We start from the raw sequence: 21,010 nt of genomic DNA, 5'->3' as shown, positions 1-21,010 counted from the left end.
TAATATCAACGCAAATATAAACTAGAGCCATAAATATTTGTAATTTATTTCAATTCATGTACAATCCCAGATTTTTTTTAGTAGCTTAAACATTGATTATTAAGTGTTCTAAATTATATTTTTAAAAACACGAAATAAATTAACAATTTGAAAATAGGGTATTTGTAACTTATACTGTTGTTATAATCGAAGACCAAAAGTGAATCTTAGGAGTAAAGGAAATTAGCACAAGATGATGATATAAATAACTAATAATTTAAGAACTCGTCTTAACTTTTTATAATTCCCTACAAAATGAAAACAAAAAAGGTTTATGTATTGCTATGCGGTATATGCATATTGATGCCATTAATTTCTTGCGTTAAAGACATAGATTTTGATCAGGCAGAAGATGTTGTGCTTACTCCAGTCTATGAGGTTGATTTTGTGTATTCTCGATTTGATACAAACCAATTTATAGATTCTAATATAAATCCTGCTATAGTTGTTCCAGAGGTGATCGTAAATGATACTTTAAGCTACGACCTTTTAGGAACCGATTTTGTAGTAGATAATTTGGGAAGAGTAGAATTAACTTTTGAGTTTAGAAATACTATAGAGCGTGATTTTGATTTTGATTTTGGATTTCTAAATGATAGTGACCAACGAATTGGTCCGTTATATAGTATGACTGCCAATTCTGGAAACGGAGAAGGTGCAGATCCCATTATTACAACAGAAGTTATCATTCTTGATACTGCCGAAATTAATGTTTTGAGAGATGCTACACGGCTTATTTCTTCAATGAGAGTGCAAAATATTAATAGTAGCTTACGAGGGATTCTTGAATTGCGATCCAAAGGAACTTACTTTTTTAATTACGAGCTATGAGAATTGTTATATTCTTTATAGGTCTGTGGGGGTGCTTGGGGTATTCTCAAAATAAGGAAACCTTATATGATTTTACAGACCTTCCTCAGTCTTTACTTCTTAACCCTGGGGCTGATATAAATTTTGATTACCATGTAGGAGTGCCTTTTTTATCACAGTTTCATATAAATGCAGGATTAAGAGGAGCATCTATTTATGATGTTTTTGCAGATGATGACAGAAATGTTAATGATAAAATAGAAACTACACTTAATACTCTTACAAGCAATGATTATTTAACCCTAACTCAGCAATTAGAACTTATTAGTTTTGGATGGGAAAGCAAAAAAAACAAGAATATATATTTCTCTGGCGGAATCTATCAGGAATTAGATGTTATTGGATACTTTCCAAAAGATTTTGTAGTTCTTGCTTATCAAGGGAATCGGGATTTTCTTAACCAACCGTTTCGTTTTTCTACTATAAATGGATCCGTAGAGCTGTTAACCGCATTTCATTTTGGATATACAAAAAAGGTGAATAAGAAGCTTACTTTTGGAGCCAGAGCCAAATTGTATTCAAGTATGTTTCATATTCGTAGTGCTAAAAATAGAGGGACTTTTACTACTGTAGAAACACCACAAGGAAATAATGTTTACCAACATGTGATTAGTAATGCAGATGTTACTGTTAGAACATCGGGGTATGCCTCTCTTAAAGATGCAGAAGGAAAGGAAATCGTTAATAAACTAATAGGAAGAGCATTTCTGGGAGGAAATCTGGGTGTTGGGGTAGATATAGGGTTTACTCATAAAATAAATGAGCAGCTGGCTATTACAGGAAGTGCAAATGATCTAGGAATGATATTGTATGCTAAAGATGTAGAAACCTATAAGGCGCGAGGTAATTATGTTTTTGAAGGATTTGAAACACCGATTCAGTTTTCTGGCCAGAACGCTCAGGATTTTCTAGATGAACTAGAAGAAGCTGTCCCACTTGATACATTGAGTAAAGCTTATGTAACTATGCGTCCTTTAAAATTAAATAGCTCCCTTAGGTATTCTTTTAACCGATATGATGATGGTACTTGTGATTGTTATCTCGAAGGGGAGAAGCCACCATATATGGATGCAGTGGGATTACAGTTATTTACCCAGTTTAGACCAAAAAGACCTCAATATGCAGCTTCATTGTTTTATTATAAGCGTTTTTTTAATTTTTTAAGAACAAAACTTACCTACACCATAGATGATTATTCATATTATAATATAGGATTTCTTACATCTATTCATATTAATAAAATTAATTTTTATATTTCGGTTAATAATTTATTAGAATATACTAACCTTGCAAAAGCAAGAGGTACTTCTGTGCAATTAGGTTTTAATGTTATAATGTGATAGATATGTTACGTATTTTGTTTTTGGGGATTGTTTTAATCTCTACGTTAAGTGTTAATGCTCAAAAAGATATTAATGAGTATAAGTATGTGATAGTTCCCAAGAGCTATAATTTTTTAAAGGGAGAGGATACATATCAGCTTAATTCACTCACTAAATTTTTATTAACTAAATATGGTTTTGAAGCCTATATGCTGGAAGAAAATTTCCCAGAAGACCTTAAGGCTAATGGTTGTAAAGCATTACGAGCTGATTTAAAGCGAAGATCAGGTGTATTTTTAACAAGACTAACACTCGAATTAAAAGATTGTAATGGTAGTGTTGTATTTACATCTTTGGAAGCGAAGAGTAGGGAAAAAGAATTTAAAGCAGCATATCACGATGCGCTTAGAAAAACTTTTACATCAGTAGAGGCACTTAACTATACATATAGTGGTGATAAAGAAGAAAAGGTTGTTAAAAAAGAAGTTGTTAAAACACCAAACGTTAAAGAGAAAGAGCCAGCACAAACTAAAGAAGTAAAAGAAACTGTAGAAGTTGTTTCGCCTTCTCCTTCAGAAAATACGATTACATATCTTTTTAATGATGCAAGTTTCCTGTTTAAAAAACAAGATTACGGATATGAGATGTTTAAAAATGAAGAAAAGCAAACATCTGTAGGGAAAATTTTTAAATCGGGAAGCGGAAAAAATTATATAGTTCAGGCAGGAGATTTAAGCGGTAATGGATATTTTGATGGATACGGTAATTTTATATTAGAACGTATTAATCCAGCGACCAATAAACTTATTACAGATACATTTGCAAGACAGTAAAATTTAATTATTCTTTTTTAGAATGGAATAATTATGAAATGAGGAGTTATAAAAAAAATTAGTACTCGTATTTATCTCCCCATCTTGATTTAAGAAATGTTCTAAATGAATTTTCACGCTGGTTATCTCCAGGGTCATATAATTTTGTGTCGGCAATCTCATCAGGAAGAAATTCTTGTTTTACAAAATTATCTTTATGATTATGAGCATATTTATAATCTTCCCCATAGCCTAATTCTTTCATTAATTTGGTAGGTGCATTTCTTATATGTAATGGGATAGATAAATCACCCGTTTGCTTTACCAATTGCTGAGCTTTATTTATAGCCATATATGATGCATTACTTTTTGGCGAAGATGCAAGGTAAACCGCACATTGACTTAGTATAATTCTAGCCTCTGGGTAACCAATGGTATTGACCGCCTGAAAAGAATTATTTGCTAAAATCAAAGCAGTTGGATTAGCGTTTCCAATATCTTCAGAAGCTAATATGATTAATCTTCTAGCAATAAATTTAAGATCCTCACCACCCTCAATCATTCGTGCAAGCCAGTATACTGCAGCATTAGGATCACTACCTCGAATAGATTTAATAAAAGCAGAGATAATATCATAGTGCTGTTCTCCTGTTTTATCATACCGTACAGTATTTTGTTGTACTAGTTTTGAAACCAGGTCATTAGTGATTGTAATCGGCTCCTGATCTTGACTAGAAACAATTAATTCAAAAATATTCAAGAGTTTACGAGCATCGCCGCCACTCAATCTTAGTAGAGATTCCGTTTCCTTGAGTACTATTTCTTTGGGTTTTAAATGTTCATCTTCTTGCATAGCCCTATTGAGCAATGCTTCTAATTCTTTTTTGCCAAAGGGATTAAGTGTATACACCTGGCAACGAGATAAAAGTGCGGGTATTACCTCAAAACTAGGATTTTCTGTGGTAGCTCCAATAAGAGTAATCCACCCTTTCTCTACAGCACCTAATAGGGAGTCTTGTTGTGATTTGCTAAAACGATGAATCTCATCAATAAATAGGATAGGGTTTTTAGCAGTAAACAAACCTCCACTTTGTTTAGCCTTATCAATTACTTCTCTTACTTCTTTAACACCACTATTTATAGCGCTAAGCGTATAGAAAGGTCTTTCTGATTCGCTAGCAATGATATTGGCTAATGTTGTTTTTCCTACCCCAGGAGGTCCCCAAAGTATTAGAGAGGGGATAAGCCCTTTTTTAATTTGCTGGGTCAGAGAACCATCATCGCCAACCAGATGTTCCTGACTAAGGTACTGTTCTAAGGATTTAGGACGTATTCGTTCTGCAAGTGGTTTATTCATAAGTGCAAAAATACAAGCTTTTATAGAATTTTAAGCTCTAATATTGGAATGTAATAGAATAGTATATTTTTTTAAAAAATAGAATGAATTACTCCCGCCAAACAATAAGCTTAGTATGGTTAAGTTATTATCTCAATACGACTTAATAGCAAACAATCAAAAAATGAGAAATTACAGGCATAGAATGAATTTTTTGATGCACCTGACATTTTAACCGGACTTTTTATTTTGGACTTTTTTTTGATACATTCATACTACTATGCAAGAAAAAGAAACTCATTTTAAGTTTAATACCGGAGTAGTAGGATATCCACTGTTGTTTGTGCTACTTATTTGGATAGTATTTTGGTTTGAAATTCGTTTTGATTTGAGTTTCAATCATTTCGGAGTGCATCCCAGAACGATTACCGGATTAAGAGGAATCATATTCTCTCCTTTTATTCATTCTGATATTACCCATTTATGGCATAATACATTACCACTATTGATTTTATCGGCAGCACTGTTCTTTTTCTATCAAAAGAATGCTTGGAAAGTATTATGTATAGGGGTTTTTCTTACAGGTTTTTTAACCTGGCTATTAGGGCGACCCGCAAATCATATTGGAGCAAGCGGAGTGATCTATATGCTTTTTGGTTTTTTATTTTTTAAAGGGATCGTAGCAAAACACTTTAGATTAATAGCGCTATCCTTTGTTGTAGTTTTTATTTACGGAAGTATGGTAATGTATGTGTTACCTATAGACCCAAAAATTTCATGGGAAGGTCACTTATCGGGTATAATATCTGGAGCTGTATTAGCATTCTTTATTAAAAAGGGAGTGGTACAACCAAAAAAATATATCTGGGAATCCGAACATTATAAACCCGAAGATGATGAATTTCTAAGGCATTTTGATGAGAATGGTAATTTTATCGAAAGCCTTCCTCAGGAAGATTTGGATGAAGAGATTAGTATTATATATGAATATAAATCTAATACAGAGAAACCTGAAGAAGAATAATTAGTATTATAGCCGTTGTCTTATAATTTCATATAAAAACACCCCACAAGCTACCGATACGTTTAACGAAGCAATATCTCCATACATTGGTAATTTAGCTTGCTGATCTACCAATTTTAATACCGATTGAGAAATACCTTTACCTTCACTTCCCATAATGATTGCGGTAGGAATAGTTAGATTTGTGTCGTAAATAGTAGTGTCGGCTTTTTCTGTAGCGGCTACTATCTGAACACCAGAACCCTGTAGATAAAACATTGCATCTTTTATATGATCTACTTTACATATTGGGATTTTGAACACTGCGCCGGCAGAAGTTTTTACAGTATCTGCATTAACAGGTGCTCCTCCTTTTTTCTGAATGATAATACCATGTACTCCTGTACATTCTGCAGTTCTGATGATAGCACCAAAATTACGAACGTCAGAAAGTTGATCAAGAATCAAAAATAAAGGAGTTTTTCCAGATTCAATAACATTCATGACAAGATTTTCAAGGTCATAAAAATCGATAGGAGAGGTATAGGCAACCGCACCTTGATGATTGCTACGGGTTAATCGATTTAGTTTTTCTACAGGAACATAGTTAATGGTGATATTATTCTTCCTTACCAGATTCATTAATTCTTTGGCCAGGTCACCATGTAATCCTTTTTGAATAAAAAGCTTATCGATGGTTTTGCCAGACGTTATAGCTTCTATAATCGCTCTGATACCAAAAACTAAGGAATCGTTTTTCATCTGTATATAGTATATGTTTTGTAGTCAAGACCATACCTATCATATGGTAAACCGGTATTAACTTAATTGTTTGTAGCTTATTTAATGGAACCAAAGATAGTATAATAGAAATGAGTTTTAGGAATTGTATACAAAAAAAGGATGTGATCAATTAGGTCACATCCTTTATATAAATGTATAGACAAAGCAAGAACTAATCTATAATACTATTTTCTTTAAATGATAATGCCATGTCAACATTTGTTCCTGCATTTATTACTGTAATATCACCTACAAGAATAGCTCCATAATATTTTTTTAATACAGGAGCATTTGTAGTTCCGATATTTCTAACAATTTTGTATGCGTAAATCTCGTCTTTTACGACTTGAGAAGAGGTAGAAGGTGTTCCGGCATCAAAATCAGCTTTTGCTTGCTCTACATCGTTATATTTGTCGTAAAAAGATGCTCCGGTATCTCCTAGCTTTACAAACTGTATGTCTACAGTGTAATTTTCTCCACTAACGGTATTGTTGATAGCTCCAAACCCTTGTGGTCCGACAAAATCAATATCCCCTGTAAAAGTATCATCTTTAGAAGTAGAACCGGTTAAGAGGTTGATCTGATTTTTGGTAAGATCATTACCTAGATTTCCACTTACACCACTTTTGAATGGCTGAGGTATAATTTCAATTTTAGCTTCTACTTTATCAGTAAGAACTCCACTGGAGACAGTAAAAGAATAAATGAGTATATCTCCTTTTGTAAAACCATAAGTAATATAATCTTTGTTTTTAAGATCAATTGTCCCTTTGTCAATATTAAAACCGGTAGAAATATCTGTTTCTGTTCCCGTTTCTCCTTTTCTCCAGGTAACTGCAATATCGTCAATCTTAGCCCCTGCGGTAGAAGTAACATATGTAATCAAATTGGTAGATGCGCTATCTTTAAATTTTATAGATGAAACTTTATCGGTTAAATTAATAGCTTTTGTAACTGATAGCTTTTCTGCTGTTATTGCAGAGGGGATATTTCCTCCAGAAATATCATATACTAAATCTAAGTCGAAACTCCCTGATGAAACTGTTTTTCCTTCTTCTTCACTAGGAAAAACAAATGGTAATAGTGATGAAGAGTTAAATGTAGCTGCGTTGTCAGAAATCACGGCATCTGCAATTTTGGTAGTACCTTTAAATACATCAAGATTAGTAACCTTTGCATTCGTAAAGCTGTTTAAATCAATCTTTAAGTCTTTGTTAATATCAAATATTGTTATTTCAGTATCCACTAGTTTAACTGCTACTCCGGCAGATACTCCTGTTACTCCTTGATCATCATTTGAACAAGATATCATAGAAATGATGAATAAAGTAATAAGTATGATTTTTGAAAGTGTTTTCATGTAACTTGATTTTTAATTAGAGTTTTTTGTTTAAAGTATTTGTCTTATAGACTGTCTGCTTCTATATGGTTGCGTAATTTGATTATATAATTGATGTGTTATTATGTCTTAAAATGCTATTGAAAATAAACAAGGCCGGCTTTTTAAAAGCTGGCCTTGTTTATGCAGATGTAATGGATGATTTCGGTACTTTTTAGAAACCTTATTGATTTTCACCTATTAGGATATAGTGATATTCGAATGCTAATTGTATAAAATATTTTTTGAAAAGAGTTTGTATTTATAATAGAGAAATAGTCTTGATTATGTACCATTTAAATCTATTCTGGTTTTTTGGTTAAAACCAAATAATATTATATAAGAAGAGATCTCATGTGAATAAACATAGAGTGCTAATTGGATAAGGGAGAGATACCTATTGAGGGAATTAAATATATAGGTATGTGTGTTTTTTGATAAAGTAAAAAAAAAGAGGCTATCCATTGGATAGCCTCTTTCGAATCTTTATTATTTATTTGACTTAATTTTTATAAGCCCACATATCTACATCTAATAAATGACCTCCTTGTGCAGTAATAGCAGCTTGGAAAGAATCTGGATTAGATACTCTTTCAGAAATTGGATATAACCAACGTCTTGGGATAACACCAGAAGGGTTGAACCCATTCACTCCATCTGCATTTGCTGTTAAAGTAGGGAATCCTGTTCTTCTGTAATCATTCCATACTTCGATAGGAGTGTTACCATAAAGAGCTTTGTATTTTTCACCGATAATAGTTTCGATATCAGCATCAAGAGTACCACCTAATGCTAAAGCACCAGTATATGTTGCAATATCAGCAGCAGGTACACCAATGAACTCCATATTTGCAGTTACACCAGCTACTAATGCAGCTGTACCGTCACCACCATTACGCTCAAGAGCTTCAGCTTCAATAAACTTCTGCTCAGCATAAGTCATTAACAAACCAGGAGAATCAAATTGTGCCCAGAATAAATCTTCAGAACCATCATAAAATAAGAAATCTCCATCATCTTCTGTCATGTATAAATCCTGTCTTGGATCTCCTGTCATAAGCGTAGCAAATTGAGGATCAATGATCATAGTGTTTGGTCTTCCTTGGCCAAATAAAGCTAATGCATTAGCACCATTTTGAGAATTTTCAAAATCGAATTGTGCTTGATCTGCATTACTTCCCATTGCGTTAGCTATGGCAGCTAATGCCTTTGTTGATGCTTGAGGATCTCTTTTGGTAAGTTGAATAAGATAACGTGCTTTTAAGGCATTAGCTACTCTAATCCAACCTGCATTGCTTAGAGAGATTAAACTTCCCTGAATACCTCCAAGGTTATCAGTAGCTAGTAAATCAGCTTCGGCCTCATTTAGTAATCTGATTATTTCTGAATATATAAATTCTTGAGAATCATACTTAGGGAATAAATGATCAACTCCTTGAAAAGCTTCGGAGAAAGGAATGTCACCCCATGAATTGGTTGCCATACCTAAATTAGCTGCAAGATATATTTTTGCAACACCTCTTGTGTTTACTCCTTCCGTATCACTGGTTCTGTTTATGATATCTATACAATCTCTCATAGAACCAACATATATTCCATTGTTCCAGAAATTTTCTATATCAGTTTCTCCTATTGCGTAACTTGTGTATGCTACTTGTTGTGCATCAAAACCGATCCATTGCTGTGTAACGATACCAGACAAACGTCCTAACCCTGCAGTAATGTTTCTATGCGATTGTATTTGCATTATTGGCATAATTGCCAGTGTAGGTACCGCGTCTCCACTAATTCTTGTAGGATCATCATTTGTGGTACCATACTCACATGATACCAACATCATTGCTGTTGCCATCATGAGAATAAAAACCTTATTGATTTTATATGTTTTTTTCATTTTTACTTTTTTTAGAAATTAAGTTTAAGTGAAACAGCATAACTTCTTGTATTAGGCTGATTAAAATAATCTAGACCAATACCATTAGAAGCTCCAGTTAAGTTAGTTTCAGGATCAACACCGGGATAGTCAGTGCTTAACCATAAGTTTCTTCCTGATACTGTAAGAGAACCAGAAGAAAGAGGTGTTCCATTTAATAACTTTTCTCCAAAGTTATATGTTAATGAAGCTTCTCTTAGACGAACCCAAGATGCATCATAAACACTATCTTCTCCTACTCCACCAAAACCATATCTTACCCATCTGTTACCACCTAAACCGGCAGCAGGATCTGCTAAAGCAACTTGTTGCGTGTTTGTTTGACCAGTAGATTGTACAACTCCATCAAATACGAAATCAGTAACATTTCTTTGGTCAGCGGTTTCTTGACCCACTCCAAAGTAATTAACAATACCACAAGTACCACACCATATATCACCACCTTCTCTGATATCAAATAAGAAACCTAAAGAAAGATTCTTATAAGTAACAGTATTCTTAATCCCCATTTGCCAATCTGGAATTGGATCACCAATTACACCAGATGTTGGATCAACTATTGGGAAACCATTATCATCAATAAGTACTTGGCCAGCATCATTTCTTAACCATTTATCTCCAAAGAGTGCTCCATATGATTCGCCAGGAATTACTCTAGAAGAAACTGAAGTAAATCCATTTAATGTAAATGACTCAACTCCAGGAGCAAGTTCAATAACTTTTGACTCATAAGTGGTCCAGTTTACATCAATATTCCATGAGAAATCATCAGTACGAACTGGTACGAAATTTGCACCTATCTCAAACCCTTTATTTTCTATTTTACCAGCATTAATATTACGACCATTAAATCCGGTAGACGGAGCCGTGTCTACAGGAAATACTTGGCCAGTTGTTTCTTTGTTATAATAAGTAATGTCTAATCCTATTCTTGAGTTAAAGAATTTTATTTCTCCACCAAATTCAAATTCTGTAGTTTCCTCAGGCTGTATACCAGTACTTCCTGCTGTTCCGGTTCTTTCAAAACCAACTGCTCCAAATAATGGGAAATTGTTGTTTCCTATGAAACCATCACCACCAGCGACTCCAGCGTTATAAAAAGTTTGAGTTGCATAGATAGGAGCGTCATTACCAGTTCTACCATAAGAAGCTCTTAATTTTCCGTAGTTTACTAGTTCACTTTCAAAAAGTTCACTAAAAACAAAACTAAGACCGCCACTATACGATAAGAAATCATTGTTATCTACAGGAAGAGTAGAAGACCAGTCATTTCTAACAGAACCATTTATGAAAAACATATCATTAAATCCAAATTTTGCATCAGCAAAAACTGCGTCTAATTTCTTTCTGAATACACTATTGTTATTAACTTGAGTAGCTGTATTCGATACATCAAAGAATCCAGGTACGGTCATAGCATCCCCTCGAACGTTTCTTCTAAGGTAATCAGAACTATAATTCTCATATCCAAGTATTGCATTAAATGTAATTGTTTCGGATATGTCTTTATTAAATAATGCCATAAAGTTGGTGGTAATATCTTCATTGAAGATATTATCATCAAATACTCTACCATCAGGATTGTTGGCAGAATTTTTGTCTTCTCCGGCTTTTCTTACATCGCTATATCTATCATATGCATACCTACCTTGTAATGTTAACCAATCCATTGGTCTATATTCAAAAGATAGTCTACCAATAAATCTATTTACGTCATCAAATGACGGGTTTTTTGCTACGGTCCAATATGGATTATCGTAAACACCAGCTCTATAACTTCTTTGTGTTCCCAGTAGAGGTATTTCATACGCACTAGGATTTGAAGCAGCTTCTCTACCTGTCAACCCGTTACCATTATCAAAAGTAGGAGTAGTTCTTAATAAACCTAACATAATACCAGAGATATTAGAACCTCTTTGTACTCTTTGTCCACCAGAATTTACGAAAGAACCACTTGCAGAGATTTCAAACTTATCAGAAAGATCTGCTGTTATATCTGCTCTAAAAGACTTTTTACCAAAATCCTCAGTAGGAGCAACACCAGTTTGGTCTAATTTACCTCCAGATATATAATATCTTACAGTTTCAGTTCCACCTCTTACAGATACATTTAAATCCGTTAATAAACCTTTTACAAAAAAATTGTCGACATTGTCATATGCTTCTGCAGCACGACCATTTCCTGTTCCTGCGGGTACTAATCTACCAAATCTACTAAAAGGATAATCTGTCGCACCATCGAATTCAAGATTAGAAATTGCTGGACCCCAGCTAAACCCTTCACGAGTCTCTGGGCCTCTGTGAGTAGCAACACCACCTACAGGTCTACCTTGAGCATACTGCTTTTGTATATCAGGTGTTTGAGTAATCTCACTAATCTGTACAGTTGAATTGATAGAAACGGTAGGAGCGCCACTTTTTCCTTTTTTGGTAGTAATGATTACAACACCATTTGCAGCTCTTAAACCATATAATGTTTGTGCAGCAATACCTTTAAGGATTGAAATGCTTTCGATATCATTTTGGTTGATATCAATAGCTCTGTTTGAGTTATCTGCACCTCCAGTACCATTTCCAGTAGTTGAATTATCAATAGGCACACCATCAACAATAAATAGAGGAGAGTTACTTCTTGTAATAGAAGTATTACCACGAATTCTTATGTTCGCGGATGCTCCAACAGAACCTGAAGACGAAACAACCGAAACCCCTGGGGCTTTCGCCGTTAAGGAACTTACTAAGTTAACCTCTCCGGTGTTTTCGATTTCATCATCTGATACTGTAGCAATGGCATAACTTAAAGACCTTGGTTTAGCCTTAATACCTCTTGCTGTTACAATAACCTCTTCTAGCTCTGAAGCTGAAGTAGATAGTTGAACATTAATTGAGTTACCATCCCCAATTACTACATCTTTCGTGTCGAATCCGACATAGCTGAAAGAAAGTACTCCTCCCCGATTCGCTTGAAGGGAATAGTTCCCATCAAAATCAGTTTGAGTACCACTTGCTGTATTTTTTACAACAACATTAACTCCAGGAAGAGGTAACCCTTTATCATCGGTCACAGTTCCTGAAACTGTTTTTTCCTGTGCAAAAGTGAATTGCACAACAAACGCTAGTAATAGCGTTAGAATTCCACTAAACTTTGTTCTCATTTTACAATTTATTTGAATTAGCCAGTTCCAAAAATCATAATAATATCTTTATAAAACAACTTTTTGTTATTAAAATTTAAATTGTAGCTGCTGTGATGTATCCAAAATTGTTTGGCGTTGTTGTAGGAGGGGTGTGGGGTGTTTATAAGATTTTTTATGTTTTTAGGATTATTAAGTATCACATAATGAACAACTTCTTTGATCGTTTGTAGTGTGGTGTTGGTGTGCGCTTCTATAGATTTGAAGCTTGTTTGGTTAATGGTATAAAAATATAAGAGCTTTCTGATAAAGGTTTCCTGTTTGTGTTAAATAAAGATTTCTTCTTGTTAATTATGATGATAGATGAGTCGTTTTGGGGTGTTGAGATAGTGAAATATTAACCATTTGCCAGCTTAAAGAGCTAAAAATTGGTGTTTTTTGGTATTTAAAAGACATCAAATTCTATATATAGGTTGTTCTTTATTACTATATGTTTTATTATATCAATGAGTTTTCATGTGATAATGTAATAATGATAAGTAATTGGATTAATCAATACCTTATATATTTAAGTGTTGCTGTTGGAGGATGTTTTTTTGAATGAGAAAACCTAAGAATTTAATGATGCAATAAAAATGTTATTCTGACTCATAGGTGACAAGTGCCTAATTAATGGCGACCTAAGGGATGTGATTGTAATATGTTTCGGGTTTAGGTTATTTTCTAATTACTGTTGTTGGCGGTCTTTAGATAGGAGTGAAATGTGATAATCAAAGATATTAGTGGTGTGAAAAGATGAGCATTGAAAATTATAGAGTTAATATGATATATTATAATAGGCGTACATGTGTACATTATATATGTAATATACTTATTTTCTATTGAAGTTAAAATAAGATGTTTTTGTTGTTGATTTTGTAGTTAGTGTGGTTGTTTTACCTCATTTGTTTTGGGTAACATACATAAAGGAATAAAAATTAATCCCTTAGGATTTGATTTGCTGAAAAATAATTCTACCTTTGCAGCCCTTTAAAAGGGATATTTTTTTAAATTTTAATAATAGTGTAAAGCAAATTATGCCAACAATTTCACAATTAGTAAGAAAAGGTAGAGCCAAAATAACTAAGAAGAGTAAATCGGCTGCTTTGGATTCGTGCCCGCAACGCCGCGGTGTTTGTACACGTGTTTATACTACTACACCAAAAAAACCAAATTCAGCTATGCGTAAAGTAGCTCGTGTTAGGTTAACAAATGGTAAAGAAGTAAATGCGTACATCGGTGGTGAAGGTCACAATCTCCAGGAGCACTCGATAGTATTAGTTAGAGGTGGAAGGGTAAAAGATTTACCAGGAGTTAGATATCACATTGTTCGTGGAGCTTTAGACACCGCAGGTGTAGAAGGAAGGACACAACGTAGATCTAAGTATGGTGCTAAACGCCCTAAGAAGTAATTAAAAAACTTTAAGAAGAAGACATGAGAAAAAGAAAGGCTAAAAAAAGACCGATTTTGCCAGATCCACGTTTTAACGATCAATTAGTTACACGTTTTGTGAACATGATGATGTGGGATGGAAAGAAATCGACAGCTTTCAAAATATTCTATGATGCAATCGATATTGTAGAAGAGAAAAAACAAAATGACGAAAAAACGTCTTTAGAAATTTGGAAAGATGCATTATCTAATGTAATGCCTCACGTAGAGGTTAGAAGCCGCCGTGTAGGAGGAGCTACTTTTCAGATTCCTAACCCAATCAGACCAGATCGTAAAATATCTACTGCTATGAAGTGGTTGATTCAATTTTCACGTAAAAGAAATGAGAAATCTATGGCTCAGAAACTTGCTGCAGAGATTATAGCTGCAGAAAAAGAAGAAGGAGCTGCTGTTAAGAAAAGAGTAGATACTCATAAAATGGCTGAGGCAAACAAAGCATTCTCTCACTTTAGATTTTAATCATTAAGAAATGGCTAGAGATTTAAAATATACTAGAAATATAGGAATTGCTGCGCATATTGACGCAGGGAAAACTACAACCACCGAACGTATTCTTTATTATACAGGGGTGAGTCATAAAATTGGTGAGGTTCATGATGGCGCAGCTACGATGGACTGGATGGAGCAAGAGCAAGAGCGTGGTATTACGATTACCTCTGCTGCTACAACCTGTGAATGGAACTTTCCAACAGAAAATGGTAAACCAGTAGATGATACTAAAGGATACCATTTTAATATAATTGATACCCCGGGTCACGTTGATTTTACCGTAGAGGTAAACCGTTCTTTACGTGTACTTGATGGGTTGGTGTTTTTGTTTAGTGCTGTTGATGGGGTAGAACCACAATCAGAAACTAACTGGAGACTTGCCGATAATTATAAAGTACCAAGAATCGGTTTTGTAAATAAAATGGATCGTCAAGGATCTAATTTTATGGAAGTATGTCAGCAGGTTAAAGATATGCTAGGTTCTAATGCAGTGCCTATTGTATTAAATATTGGTGACGAAGAAGATTTTAAAGGAATTGTTGATTTAGTAAAGAATCGTGCTATTGTATGGCATGAAGAAGGGCAGGGATCAACGTTTGATGTTATTGATATTCCAGATGATCTTAAAGAAGAAGCAAGAATGCTTCGTGGTAAACTTATTGAAGAAGTTGCTGCGTATGATGAGGATCTTCTTGAAAAATATATGGAAGATGAAGAATCGATTACAGAAGAAGAAGTGCATGCTGCACTTAGAGCTGCTGTAATGGATATGAGTATTATTCCTATGATCTGTGGATCTGCATTTAAAAATAAAGGTGTTCAGTTTTTATTAGATGCGGTATGTCGTTATTTACCTTCTCCAACGGATAAAGAAGGTATTGCAGGTATAAATCCTAATACAGATCAAGAAGAAATACGTAAACCAGATGTAAAGGAGCCTTTTGCGGCTTTAGCTTTTAAAATTGCTACAGATCCTTTTGTGGGACGTTTGGCATTCTTTAGAGCTTATTCTGGCCGTTTAGACGCAGGTTCTTATGTGTTAAACAATCGTTCTGGTAAAAAAGAACGTATTTCTCGTATCTATCAAATGCATGCTAATAAGCAAAATGCAATTGACTATATAGAAGCTGGAGATATTGGAGCTGCTGTTGGATTTAAATCTATCAAAACAGGAGATACGCTTACAGATGAGAAAAACCCTATTGTTTTAGAATCTATGGACTTTCCGGATCCCGTAATTGGTATCGCGGTTGAGCCTAAGACTAAGGCAGATGTTGATAAATTAGGGATTGGCTTAGGAAAATTGGCTGAAGAAGATCCAACATTTACAGTACGTTCGGATGAAGCTTCAGGACAGACTATTATATCTGGAATGGGTGAACTTCACTTAGATGTTATTGTAGATCGTTTAAAACGAGAATTTAAAGTTGAAGTAAATCAAGGTCAACCACAAGTAGAGTACAAAGAAGCTATTACTGCTGTAGCAGAACATAGAGAAGTGTACAAGAAGCAATCTGGTGGACGAGGAAAATTTGCAGATATTGTATTTACAATTGAACCAGCAGATGAAGGTGTAGTTGGACTTGAGTTTATTAATAAGATAAAAGGTGGAAACGTACCAAAAGAATTTGTTCCTTCTATAGAGAAAGGTTTCAAAATGGCGATGGTAAATGGACCTTTAGCCGGTTACGAAGTTGATGCTATTAAAGTAACATTGACTGACGGATCTTATCACGATGTGGATTCTGATCAACTATCTTTTGAATTAGCTGCTAAATTAGGGTTTAAGAATTCAGCAAAAGCTGCTAAAGCCGTAATTATGGAGCCAATTATGAAATTAGAGGTTATTACTCCAGAAGAAAATATGGGTGATATCGTAGGTGATCTTAACCGTCGTAGAGGACAAGTAAGTGATATGGGAGACCGTGCAGGTGCAAAAACTGTAAAAGCAACTGTTCCACTTTCTGAAATGTTTGGATATGTAACAACATTAAGAACATTGTCATCTGGTAGAGCAACGTCTACAATGGAATTTTCTCACTATGCAGAAACTCCTTCTAATATTTCAGAAGAAGTAATTGCTGCAGCAAAAGGAGTTAACGCTTAATTATTACAGAAATGAGTCAAAAAATCAGAATAAAACTAAAATCTTACGATCATAACTTAGTAGATAAGTCTGCTGAGAAAATCGTAAAGACGGTAAAGAGTACAGGAGCTGTAGTAACTGGGCCAATTCCTTTACCAACACATAAGAAAATTTTTACTGTGCTTCGTTCTCCACACGTAAACAAAAAATCCAGAGAGCAATTCCAATTAAGTTCTTATAAAAGACTTTTGGATATCTATAGCTCTTCTTCAAAAACGATTGATGCGTTGATGAAGCTGGAATTACCAAGTGGAGTAGAAGTGGAGATTAAAGTGTGATAAAGCTTTAAGAGTAAGTGCGCTTACAATAAAATGTCCCAAGCTGTATGCAAGGGAAAAACGGCAAAAAAATACATTCAGGGTTGAAAGTATTTTGACCCTGTTTTTTTGTAAAAGAATAAAATAAATTGAAAGTAATTTCAATAGAGAATAAGTAAATCATTAATAAATAATTAAATATGTCTGGGTTAATAGGAAAAAAGATCGGCATGACCAGCATCTTCGATGAAAATGGAAAGAATATTCCATGTACAGTAATCGAAGCTGGACCATGTGTGGTAACCCAAGTCAGAACTGAAGAGGTTGACGGTTATGAAGCTGTTCAGCTAGGTTTCGATGACAAAGCAGACAAAAATGCTACTAAAGCGGCTTTAGGTCACTTTAAGAAAGCAGGAACTGTTGCTAAACGTAAAGTTGTCGAATTCAAAGGTTTTGATGAGGAGTACAAATTAGGAGATACAGTAACTGTTGAACACTTTGCCGAAGGAGAATTTGTTGATGTGTCAGCAACCTCAAAAGGAAAAGGTTTTCAAGGGGTTGTGAAGAGACACAATTTTGGTGGTGTTGGTCAAGCAACTCACGGTCAGCATAACCGTTTAAGAGCTCCAGGTTCTATCGGTGCTGCATCATATCCTGCAAGAGTTTTCAAAGGAATGAAAATGGCAGGAAGAATGGGTGGAGAGCAAGTAAAAATTCAAAACTTAAGAGTGTTAAAAGTAGTTCCTGAAAAGAACATACTTGTTGTTAAAGGATGTGTTCCTGGACATAAAAACGCTTATGTAACGATTCAGAAGTAATGAAAGTAGCGGTAATTGATATAAACGGAAAAGAAACAGGAAGAAAGGCAGACCTTTCAGACGCTGTTTTTGGTATAGAACCAAATGATCATGCTGTATACTTAGATGTGAAGCAATACTTGGCTAATCAACGTCAAGGTACTCATAAAGCTAAGGAACGTGCAGAGATTGTAGGTAGTACTAGAAAAATAAAGAAACAAAAAGGGACAGGTACCGCGAGAGCAGGTAGTATAAAGTCTCCTATATTTAAAGGTGGAGGTAGAGTTTTTGGTCCAAGACCACGTAGCTACTCTTTTAAATTAAATAAGAACTTGAAGAGATTAGCGCGTAGATCTGCGCTAAGTATTAAGGCAAATGACAAAGCAATAACTGTAATCGAAGACTTTACTTTTGATACAGTAAAAACTAAGAATTTTACAGCAGTTTTAAAGTCTTTAGGGCTTGAAAACAAAAAATCTTTGTTTGTGTTGGCAGAGTCGAATAAAAATGTATATTTGTCGTCACGCAATTTGAAAAGTTCAGAAGTCATAACTTCCTCGGAATTAAGTACTTACAAAATACTTAATGCGAATAATGTTGTGTTTTTGGAAAGTTCTTTGAAAGGAATTGAAACGAATTTAAGTAAATAGAAGCCATGAGTATCTTAATAAAACCTATTATTACAGAAAAGGCTACTGCAGATAGTGAAGTGTTTAATCGCTATGGTTTTGTAGTAGACAAGAAAGCGAATAAGGTAGAGATCAAAAAAGCAGTTGAAGCTGCTTATGGTGTATCTGTTACTAAGGTTCGAACAATAAATGTCCGTCCAGACCGTAATACTCGTTATACAAAAACAGGTATGGTTACTGGTAAAACAAGTGCTTATAAAAAGGCAATTGTACAGGTGGCGGAAGGTGAAGTAATTGATTTATATAGTAATCTTTAAGACTAAGAAATGTCAGTAAGAAAATTAAAGCCAATTACCCCAGGTCAGCGTTTTAGAGTAGTAAATGGATATGACGCCATTACTACTGATAAGCCGGAAAAAAGCCTATTGGCTCCGAAAAAAAGATCTGGAGGTAGAAACAGTCAAGGAAAAATGACCATGCGCTACAAAGGTGGTGGTCATAAAAAAAGGTATCGTATCATTGATTTTAAACGAGATAAGCAAGGAATTCCTGCTACCGTTGCTACAATAGAATACGATCCAAACAGAACTGCATTTATAGCGTTGCTAAATTACCAAGATGGTGAAAAGCGCTATGTTATCGCTCAAAATGGTTTACAGGTAGGTCAGAATATCGTTTCTGGTAGTGATATTGCTCCAGAAATCGGTAACGCTATGCCACTTAGTGATATTCCACTAGGTACGATCATTTCTTGTATAGAGTTACGTCCAGGTCAAGGTGCTGTTATGGCGCGTAGTGCTGGATCATTCGCTCAGCTTATGGCTAGAGATGGTAAGTTTGCTACGGTAAAATTACCTTCTGGTGAAGTGAGAATGATATTGGTTAACTGTATGGCTACCATTGGTGCTATATCTAATAGTGATCATCAATTGATCGTAGGAGGTAAAGCGGGTAGAACAAGATGGTTAGGTCGTCGTCCTCGTACAAGACCAGTAGCGATGAACCCTGTTGATCACCCAATGGGTGGTGGTGAAGGACGTTCTTCTGGAGGTCACCCACGTTCTAGAAAAGGTCTTCCTGCAAAAGGATTCAGAACCCGTTCTAAGACGAAAGCGAGTAATAAGTATATTGTAGAACGTAGAAAGAAATAATTAAGATATGGCACGTTCATTAAAAAAAGGACCTTACGTTCACTATAAGTTAGAGAAAAAAGTAGCTGCAAATGTAGAAGCTAATAAGAAGTCTGTTATTAAGACTTGGTCTAGAGCATCTATGATTACTCCTGACTTTGTAGGGCAAACAATTGCAGTTCATAATGGTCGCCAGTTTGTACCGGTATACATTACCGAGAATATGGTAGGTCATAAATTAGGAGAATTTTCGCCAACACGTTCCTTTAGAGGACACGCTGGTGCTAAAAATAAAGGTAAAAAATAATTTAAGTCATGGGAGTTCGTAAAAGAGAAATGGCAGAAAGAATTAAGGAAGAGAAAAAGCAAATTGCTTTTGCTAAACTTAATAACTGCCCTACGTCACCTCGTAAGATGCGTTTAGTAGCAGATTTGGTTCGTGGTGTAAAAGTTGAAAAGGCGCTTCATATTCTTAGATTTAACCCTAAAGAAGCATCACGTCGTTTAGAAAAGTTATTGCTTTCGGCAATAGCAAACTGGCAGGCGAAAAATGAAGACGCTAGCATCGAAGATGCAGATCTTTTTGTAAAAGAGATTCGTGTAGATGGAGGAAGTATGTTAAAAAGACTTCGTCCTGCTCCACAGGGTCGCGCGCACAGAATAAGAAAACGCTCTAACCACGTAACAATAGTGGTTGCAGCAAACAATAATACACAAAGCTAATATAAACTATGGGACAGAAGACAAATCCAATCGGAAATCGCCTTGGTATTATCAGAGGATGGGAATCCAACTGGTACGGAGGTAATGACTACGGTGATAAACTTGCCGAAGACGATAAGATTAGAAAGTATGTACACGCACGTTTATCAAAAGCTAGTGTATCTAGAGTAATTATTGAGCGTACGCTTAAACTTGTAACCGTTACTATCACTACTGCCAGACCTGGTATCATTATCGGAAAAGGTGGTCAAGAGGTAGACAAGTTGAAAGAAGAGCTTAAGAAAATTACTGAAAAGGAAGTTCAGATCAATATTTTTGAAATCAAAAGACCAGAACTTGATGCATTTTTGGTAGGATCGAGTGTTGCAAGACAAATCGAAAGCCGTATCTCATATCGTCGTGCTATTAAAATGGCTATTGCGGCAGCAATGAGAATGAATGCAGAAGGTATCAAAATCCAGATTTCGGGACGTTTGAACGGTGCAGAAATGGCACGTACAGAGTCTTATAAAGATGGTCGTATTCCTTTATCAACATTTAGAGCCGATATTGATTATGCTTTAGTAGAATCTCACACTACTTATGGTAGATTGGGTGTTAAAGTATGGATCATGAAAGGTGAAGTATATGGTAAAAGAGAGCTTTCTCCTTTGGTTGGTTTATCCAAAAAACAAGGAAAAGGTGACAGAGGTGGACGAAGTGGTGGAGGTAATAACAAATCACGTCGTAGAAAGTAA

Annotated in this window: 20 protein-coding genes; 15 read left to right on the top strand and 5 right to left on the bottom strand. The window is 34.9% G+C overall.

What is annotated here, in order from left to right; all coding sequences use genetic code 11:
- Positions 1 to 294: 294 nt before the first annotated feature.
- The 3 genes from Z054_RS0115125 to Z054_RS30285 are packed head-to-tail and all read left to right on the top strand — an operon-like array spanning position 295 to position 3,064.
- Positions 295 to 870, top strand: coding sequence for a hypothetical protein (locus tag Z054_RS0115125; protein ID WP_152538567.1), 576 nt, complete (start codon positions 295 to 297; stop codon positions 868 to 870).
- Positions 867 to 2,249 (top strand): DUF5723 family protein, encoded by a 1,383-nt coding sequence (locus Z054_RS0115120; RefSeq protein WP_024770891.1) that lies wholly within the window; start codon positions 867 to 869, stop codon positions 2,247 to 2,249. Before Z054_RS0115125 ends, Z054_RS0115120 begins: the two co-directional genes overlap by 4 nt.
- A 5-nt stretch (positions 2,250 to 2,254) precedes the next feature.
- Positions 2,255 to 3,064, top strand: coding sequence for a hypothetical protein (locus Z054_RS30285; RefSeq protein ID WP_024770890.1), 810 nt, complete (start codon positions 2,255 to 2,257; stop codon positions 3,062 to 3,064).
- A gap of 58 nt (positions 3,065 to 3,122) precedes the next feature.
- Here the strand turns inward: Z054_RS30285 and Z054_RS0115110 are convergent, their stop codons facing one another.
- Entirely contained in the window at positions 3,123 to 4,400 is a 1,278-nt protein-coding gene (locus Z054_RS0115110; RefSeq protein WP_024770889.1) for a replication-associated recombination protein A, read from the bottom strand.
- Between the two features lie 259 nt (positions 4,401 to 4,659).
- Between Z054_RS0115110 and Z054_RS0115105 the strand changes: the two genes are divergently transcribed.
- Positions 4,660 to 5,403 (top strand): rhomboid family intramembrane serine protease, encoded by a 744-nt coding sequence (locus tag Z054_RS0115105; RefSeq protein ID WP_024770888.1) that lies wholly within the window; start codon positions 4,660 to 4,662, stop codon positions 5,401 to 5,403.
- A 6-nt stretch (positions 5,404 to 5,409) separates the two neighbouring features.
- Here Z054_RS0115105 and rlmB read toward each other — a convergent pair whose 3' ends face one another.
- The 4 genes from rlmB to Z054_RS0115080 form a co-directional block, all read right to left on the bottom strand.
- On the bottom strand, positions 5,410 to 6,144 hold the full coding sequence (rlmB, locus tag Z054_RS0115100) for a 23S rRNA (guanosine(2251)-2'-O)-methyltransferase RlmB (protein ID WP_024770887.1): 735 nt from the start codon (positions 6,142 to 6,144) through the stop codon (positions 5,410 to 5,412).
- A 193-nt stretch (positions 6,145 to 6,337) separates the two neighbouring features.
- On the bottom strand, positions 6,338 to 7,525 hold the full coding sequence (locus Z054_RS0115095; RefSeq protein ID WP_024770886.1) for a hypothetical protein: 1,188 nt from the start codon (positions 7,523 to 7,525) through the stop codon (positions 6,338 to 6,340).
- A gap of 520 nt (positions 7,526 to 8,045) precedes the next feature.
- The gene (locus Z054_RS0115085; protein ID WP_024770885.1) at positions 8,046 to 9,437 is read right to left on the bottom strand and encodes a SusD/RagB family nutrient-binding outer membrane lipoprotein; all 1,392 of its coding nucleotides are present in this window, start codon (positions 9,435 to 9,437) and stop codon (positions 8,046 to 8,048) included.
- Positions 9,438 to 9,448: 11 nt separating this feature from the next.
- The gene (locus Z054_RS0115080; protein ID WP_024770884.1) at positions 9,449 to 12,631 is read right to left on the bottom strand and encodes a SusC/RagA family TonB-linked outer membrane protein; all 3,183 of its coding nucleotides are present in this window, start codon (positions 12,629 to 12,631) and stop codon (positions 9,449 to 9,451) included.
- 1,055 nt (positions 12,632 to 13,686) lie between these two features.
- On the opposite strand from Z054_RS0115080, the gene rpsL reads away from it, so the two are divergent.
- From rpsL to rpsC, 11 genes are all read left to right on the top strand, one after another.
- Positions 13,687 to 14,061, top strand: coding sequence for a 30S ribosomal protein S12 (gene rpsL / locus Z054_RS0115075; protein ID WP_024770883.1), 375 nt, complete (start codon positions 13,687 to 13,689; stop codon positions 14,059 to 14,061).
- Positions 14,062 to 14,084: 23 nt separating this feature from the next.
- Complete coding sequence (gene rpsG, locus Z054_RS0115070) at positions 14,085 to 14,561, top strand: 30S ribosomal protein S7 (RefSeq protein WP_024770882.1); 477 nt, start codon at positions 14,085 to 14,087, stop codon at positions 14,559 to 14,561.
- Positions 14,562 to 14,571: 10 nt separating this feature from the next.
- Positions 14,572 to 16,698, top strand: a complete 2,127-nt coding sequence (gene fusA, locus Z054_RS0115065) for an elongation factor G (protein ID WP_024770881.1) — start codon at positions 14,572 to 14,574, stop codon at positions 16,696 to 16,698.
- Positions 16,699 to 16,709: 11 nt separating this feature from the next.
- On the top strand, positions 16,710 to 17,015 hold the full coding sequence (gene rpsJ / locus Z054_RS0115060; protein WP_010181931.1) for a 30S ribosomal protein S10: 306 nt from the start codon (positions 16,710 to 16,712) through the stop codon (positions 17,013 to 17,015).
- 179 nt (positions 17,016 to 17,194) lie between these two features.
- A complete protein-coding gene (gene rplC, locus Z054_RS0115055) occupies positions 17,195 to 17,812 on the top strand; it encodes a 50S ribosomal protein L3 (RefSeq protein WP_024770880.1) in 618 nt (205 codons plus the stop codon).
- Positions 17,812 to 18,441 carry a 50S ribosomal protein L4 gene (gene rplD / locus Z054_RS0115050; RefSeq protein ID WP_024770879.1) on the top strand — a complete coding sequence of 210 codons (630 nt, stop codon included), beginning with the start codon at positions 17,812 to 17,814 and terminating at the stop codon, positions 18,439 to 18,441. Before rplC ends, rplD begins: the two co-directional genes overlap by 1 nt.
- 5 nt (positions 18,442 to 18,446) lie before the next feature.
- Positions 18,447 to 18,737: a 50S ribosomal protein L23 gene (rplW, locus tag Z054_RS0115045; RefSeq protein WP_024770878.1), complete on the top strand. Its 291-nt coding sequence runs from the start codon at positions 18,447 to 18,449 to the stop codon at positions 18,735 to 18,737.
- A 9-nt stretch (positions 18,738 to 18,746) separates the two neighbouring features.
- The gene (rplB, locus tag Z054_RS0115040; protein WP_024770877.1) at positions 18,747 to 19,571 is read left to right on the top strand and encodes a 50S ribosomal protein L2; all 825 of its coding nucleotides are present in this window, start codon (positions 18,747 to 18,749) and stop codon (positions 19,569 to 19,571) included.
- A gap of 7 nt (positions 19,572 to 19,578) precedes the next feature.
- Complete coding sequence (gene rpsS, locus Z054_RS0115035) at positions 19,579 to 19,857, top strand: 30S ribosomal protein S19 (RefSeq protein WP_024770876.1); 279 nt, start codon at positions 19,579 to 19,581, stop codon at positions 19,855 to 19,857.
- A gap of 8 nt (positions 19,858 to 19,865) precedes the next feature.
- Positions 19,866 to 20,273: a 50S ribosomal protein L22 gene (rplV, locus tag Z054_RS0115030; RefSeq protein ID WP_024770875.1), complete on the top strand. Its 408-nt coding sequence runs from the start codon at positions 19,866 to 19,868 to the stop codon at positions 20,271 to 20,273.
- 8 nt (positions 20,274 to 20,281) lie between these two features.
- Positions 20,282 to 21,010, top strand: coding sequence for a 30S ribosomal protein S3 (gene rpsC, locus Z054_RS0115025; protein ID WP_024770874.1), 729 nt, complete (start codon positions 20,282 to 20,284; stop codon positions 21,008 to 21,010).

This window comes from Aquimarina macrocephali JAMB N27 (assembly GCF_000520995.1).
Lineage (GTDB): Bacteria > Bacteroidota > Bacteroidia > Flavobacteriales > Flavobacteriaceae > Aquimarina > Aquimarina macrocephali.
Note: the sequence above shows the minus strand (reverse complement) of the source record. Positions and strands in the feature narration are given on the sequence as shown.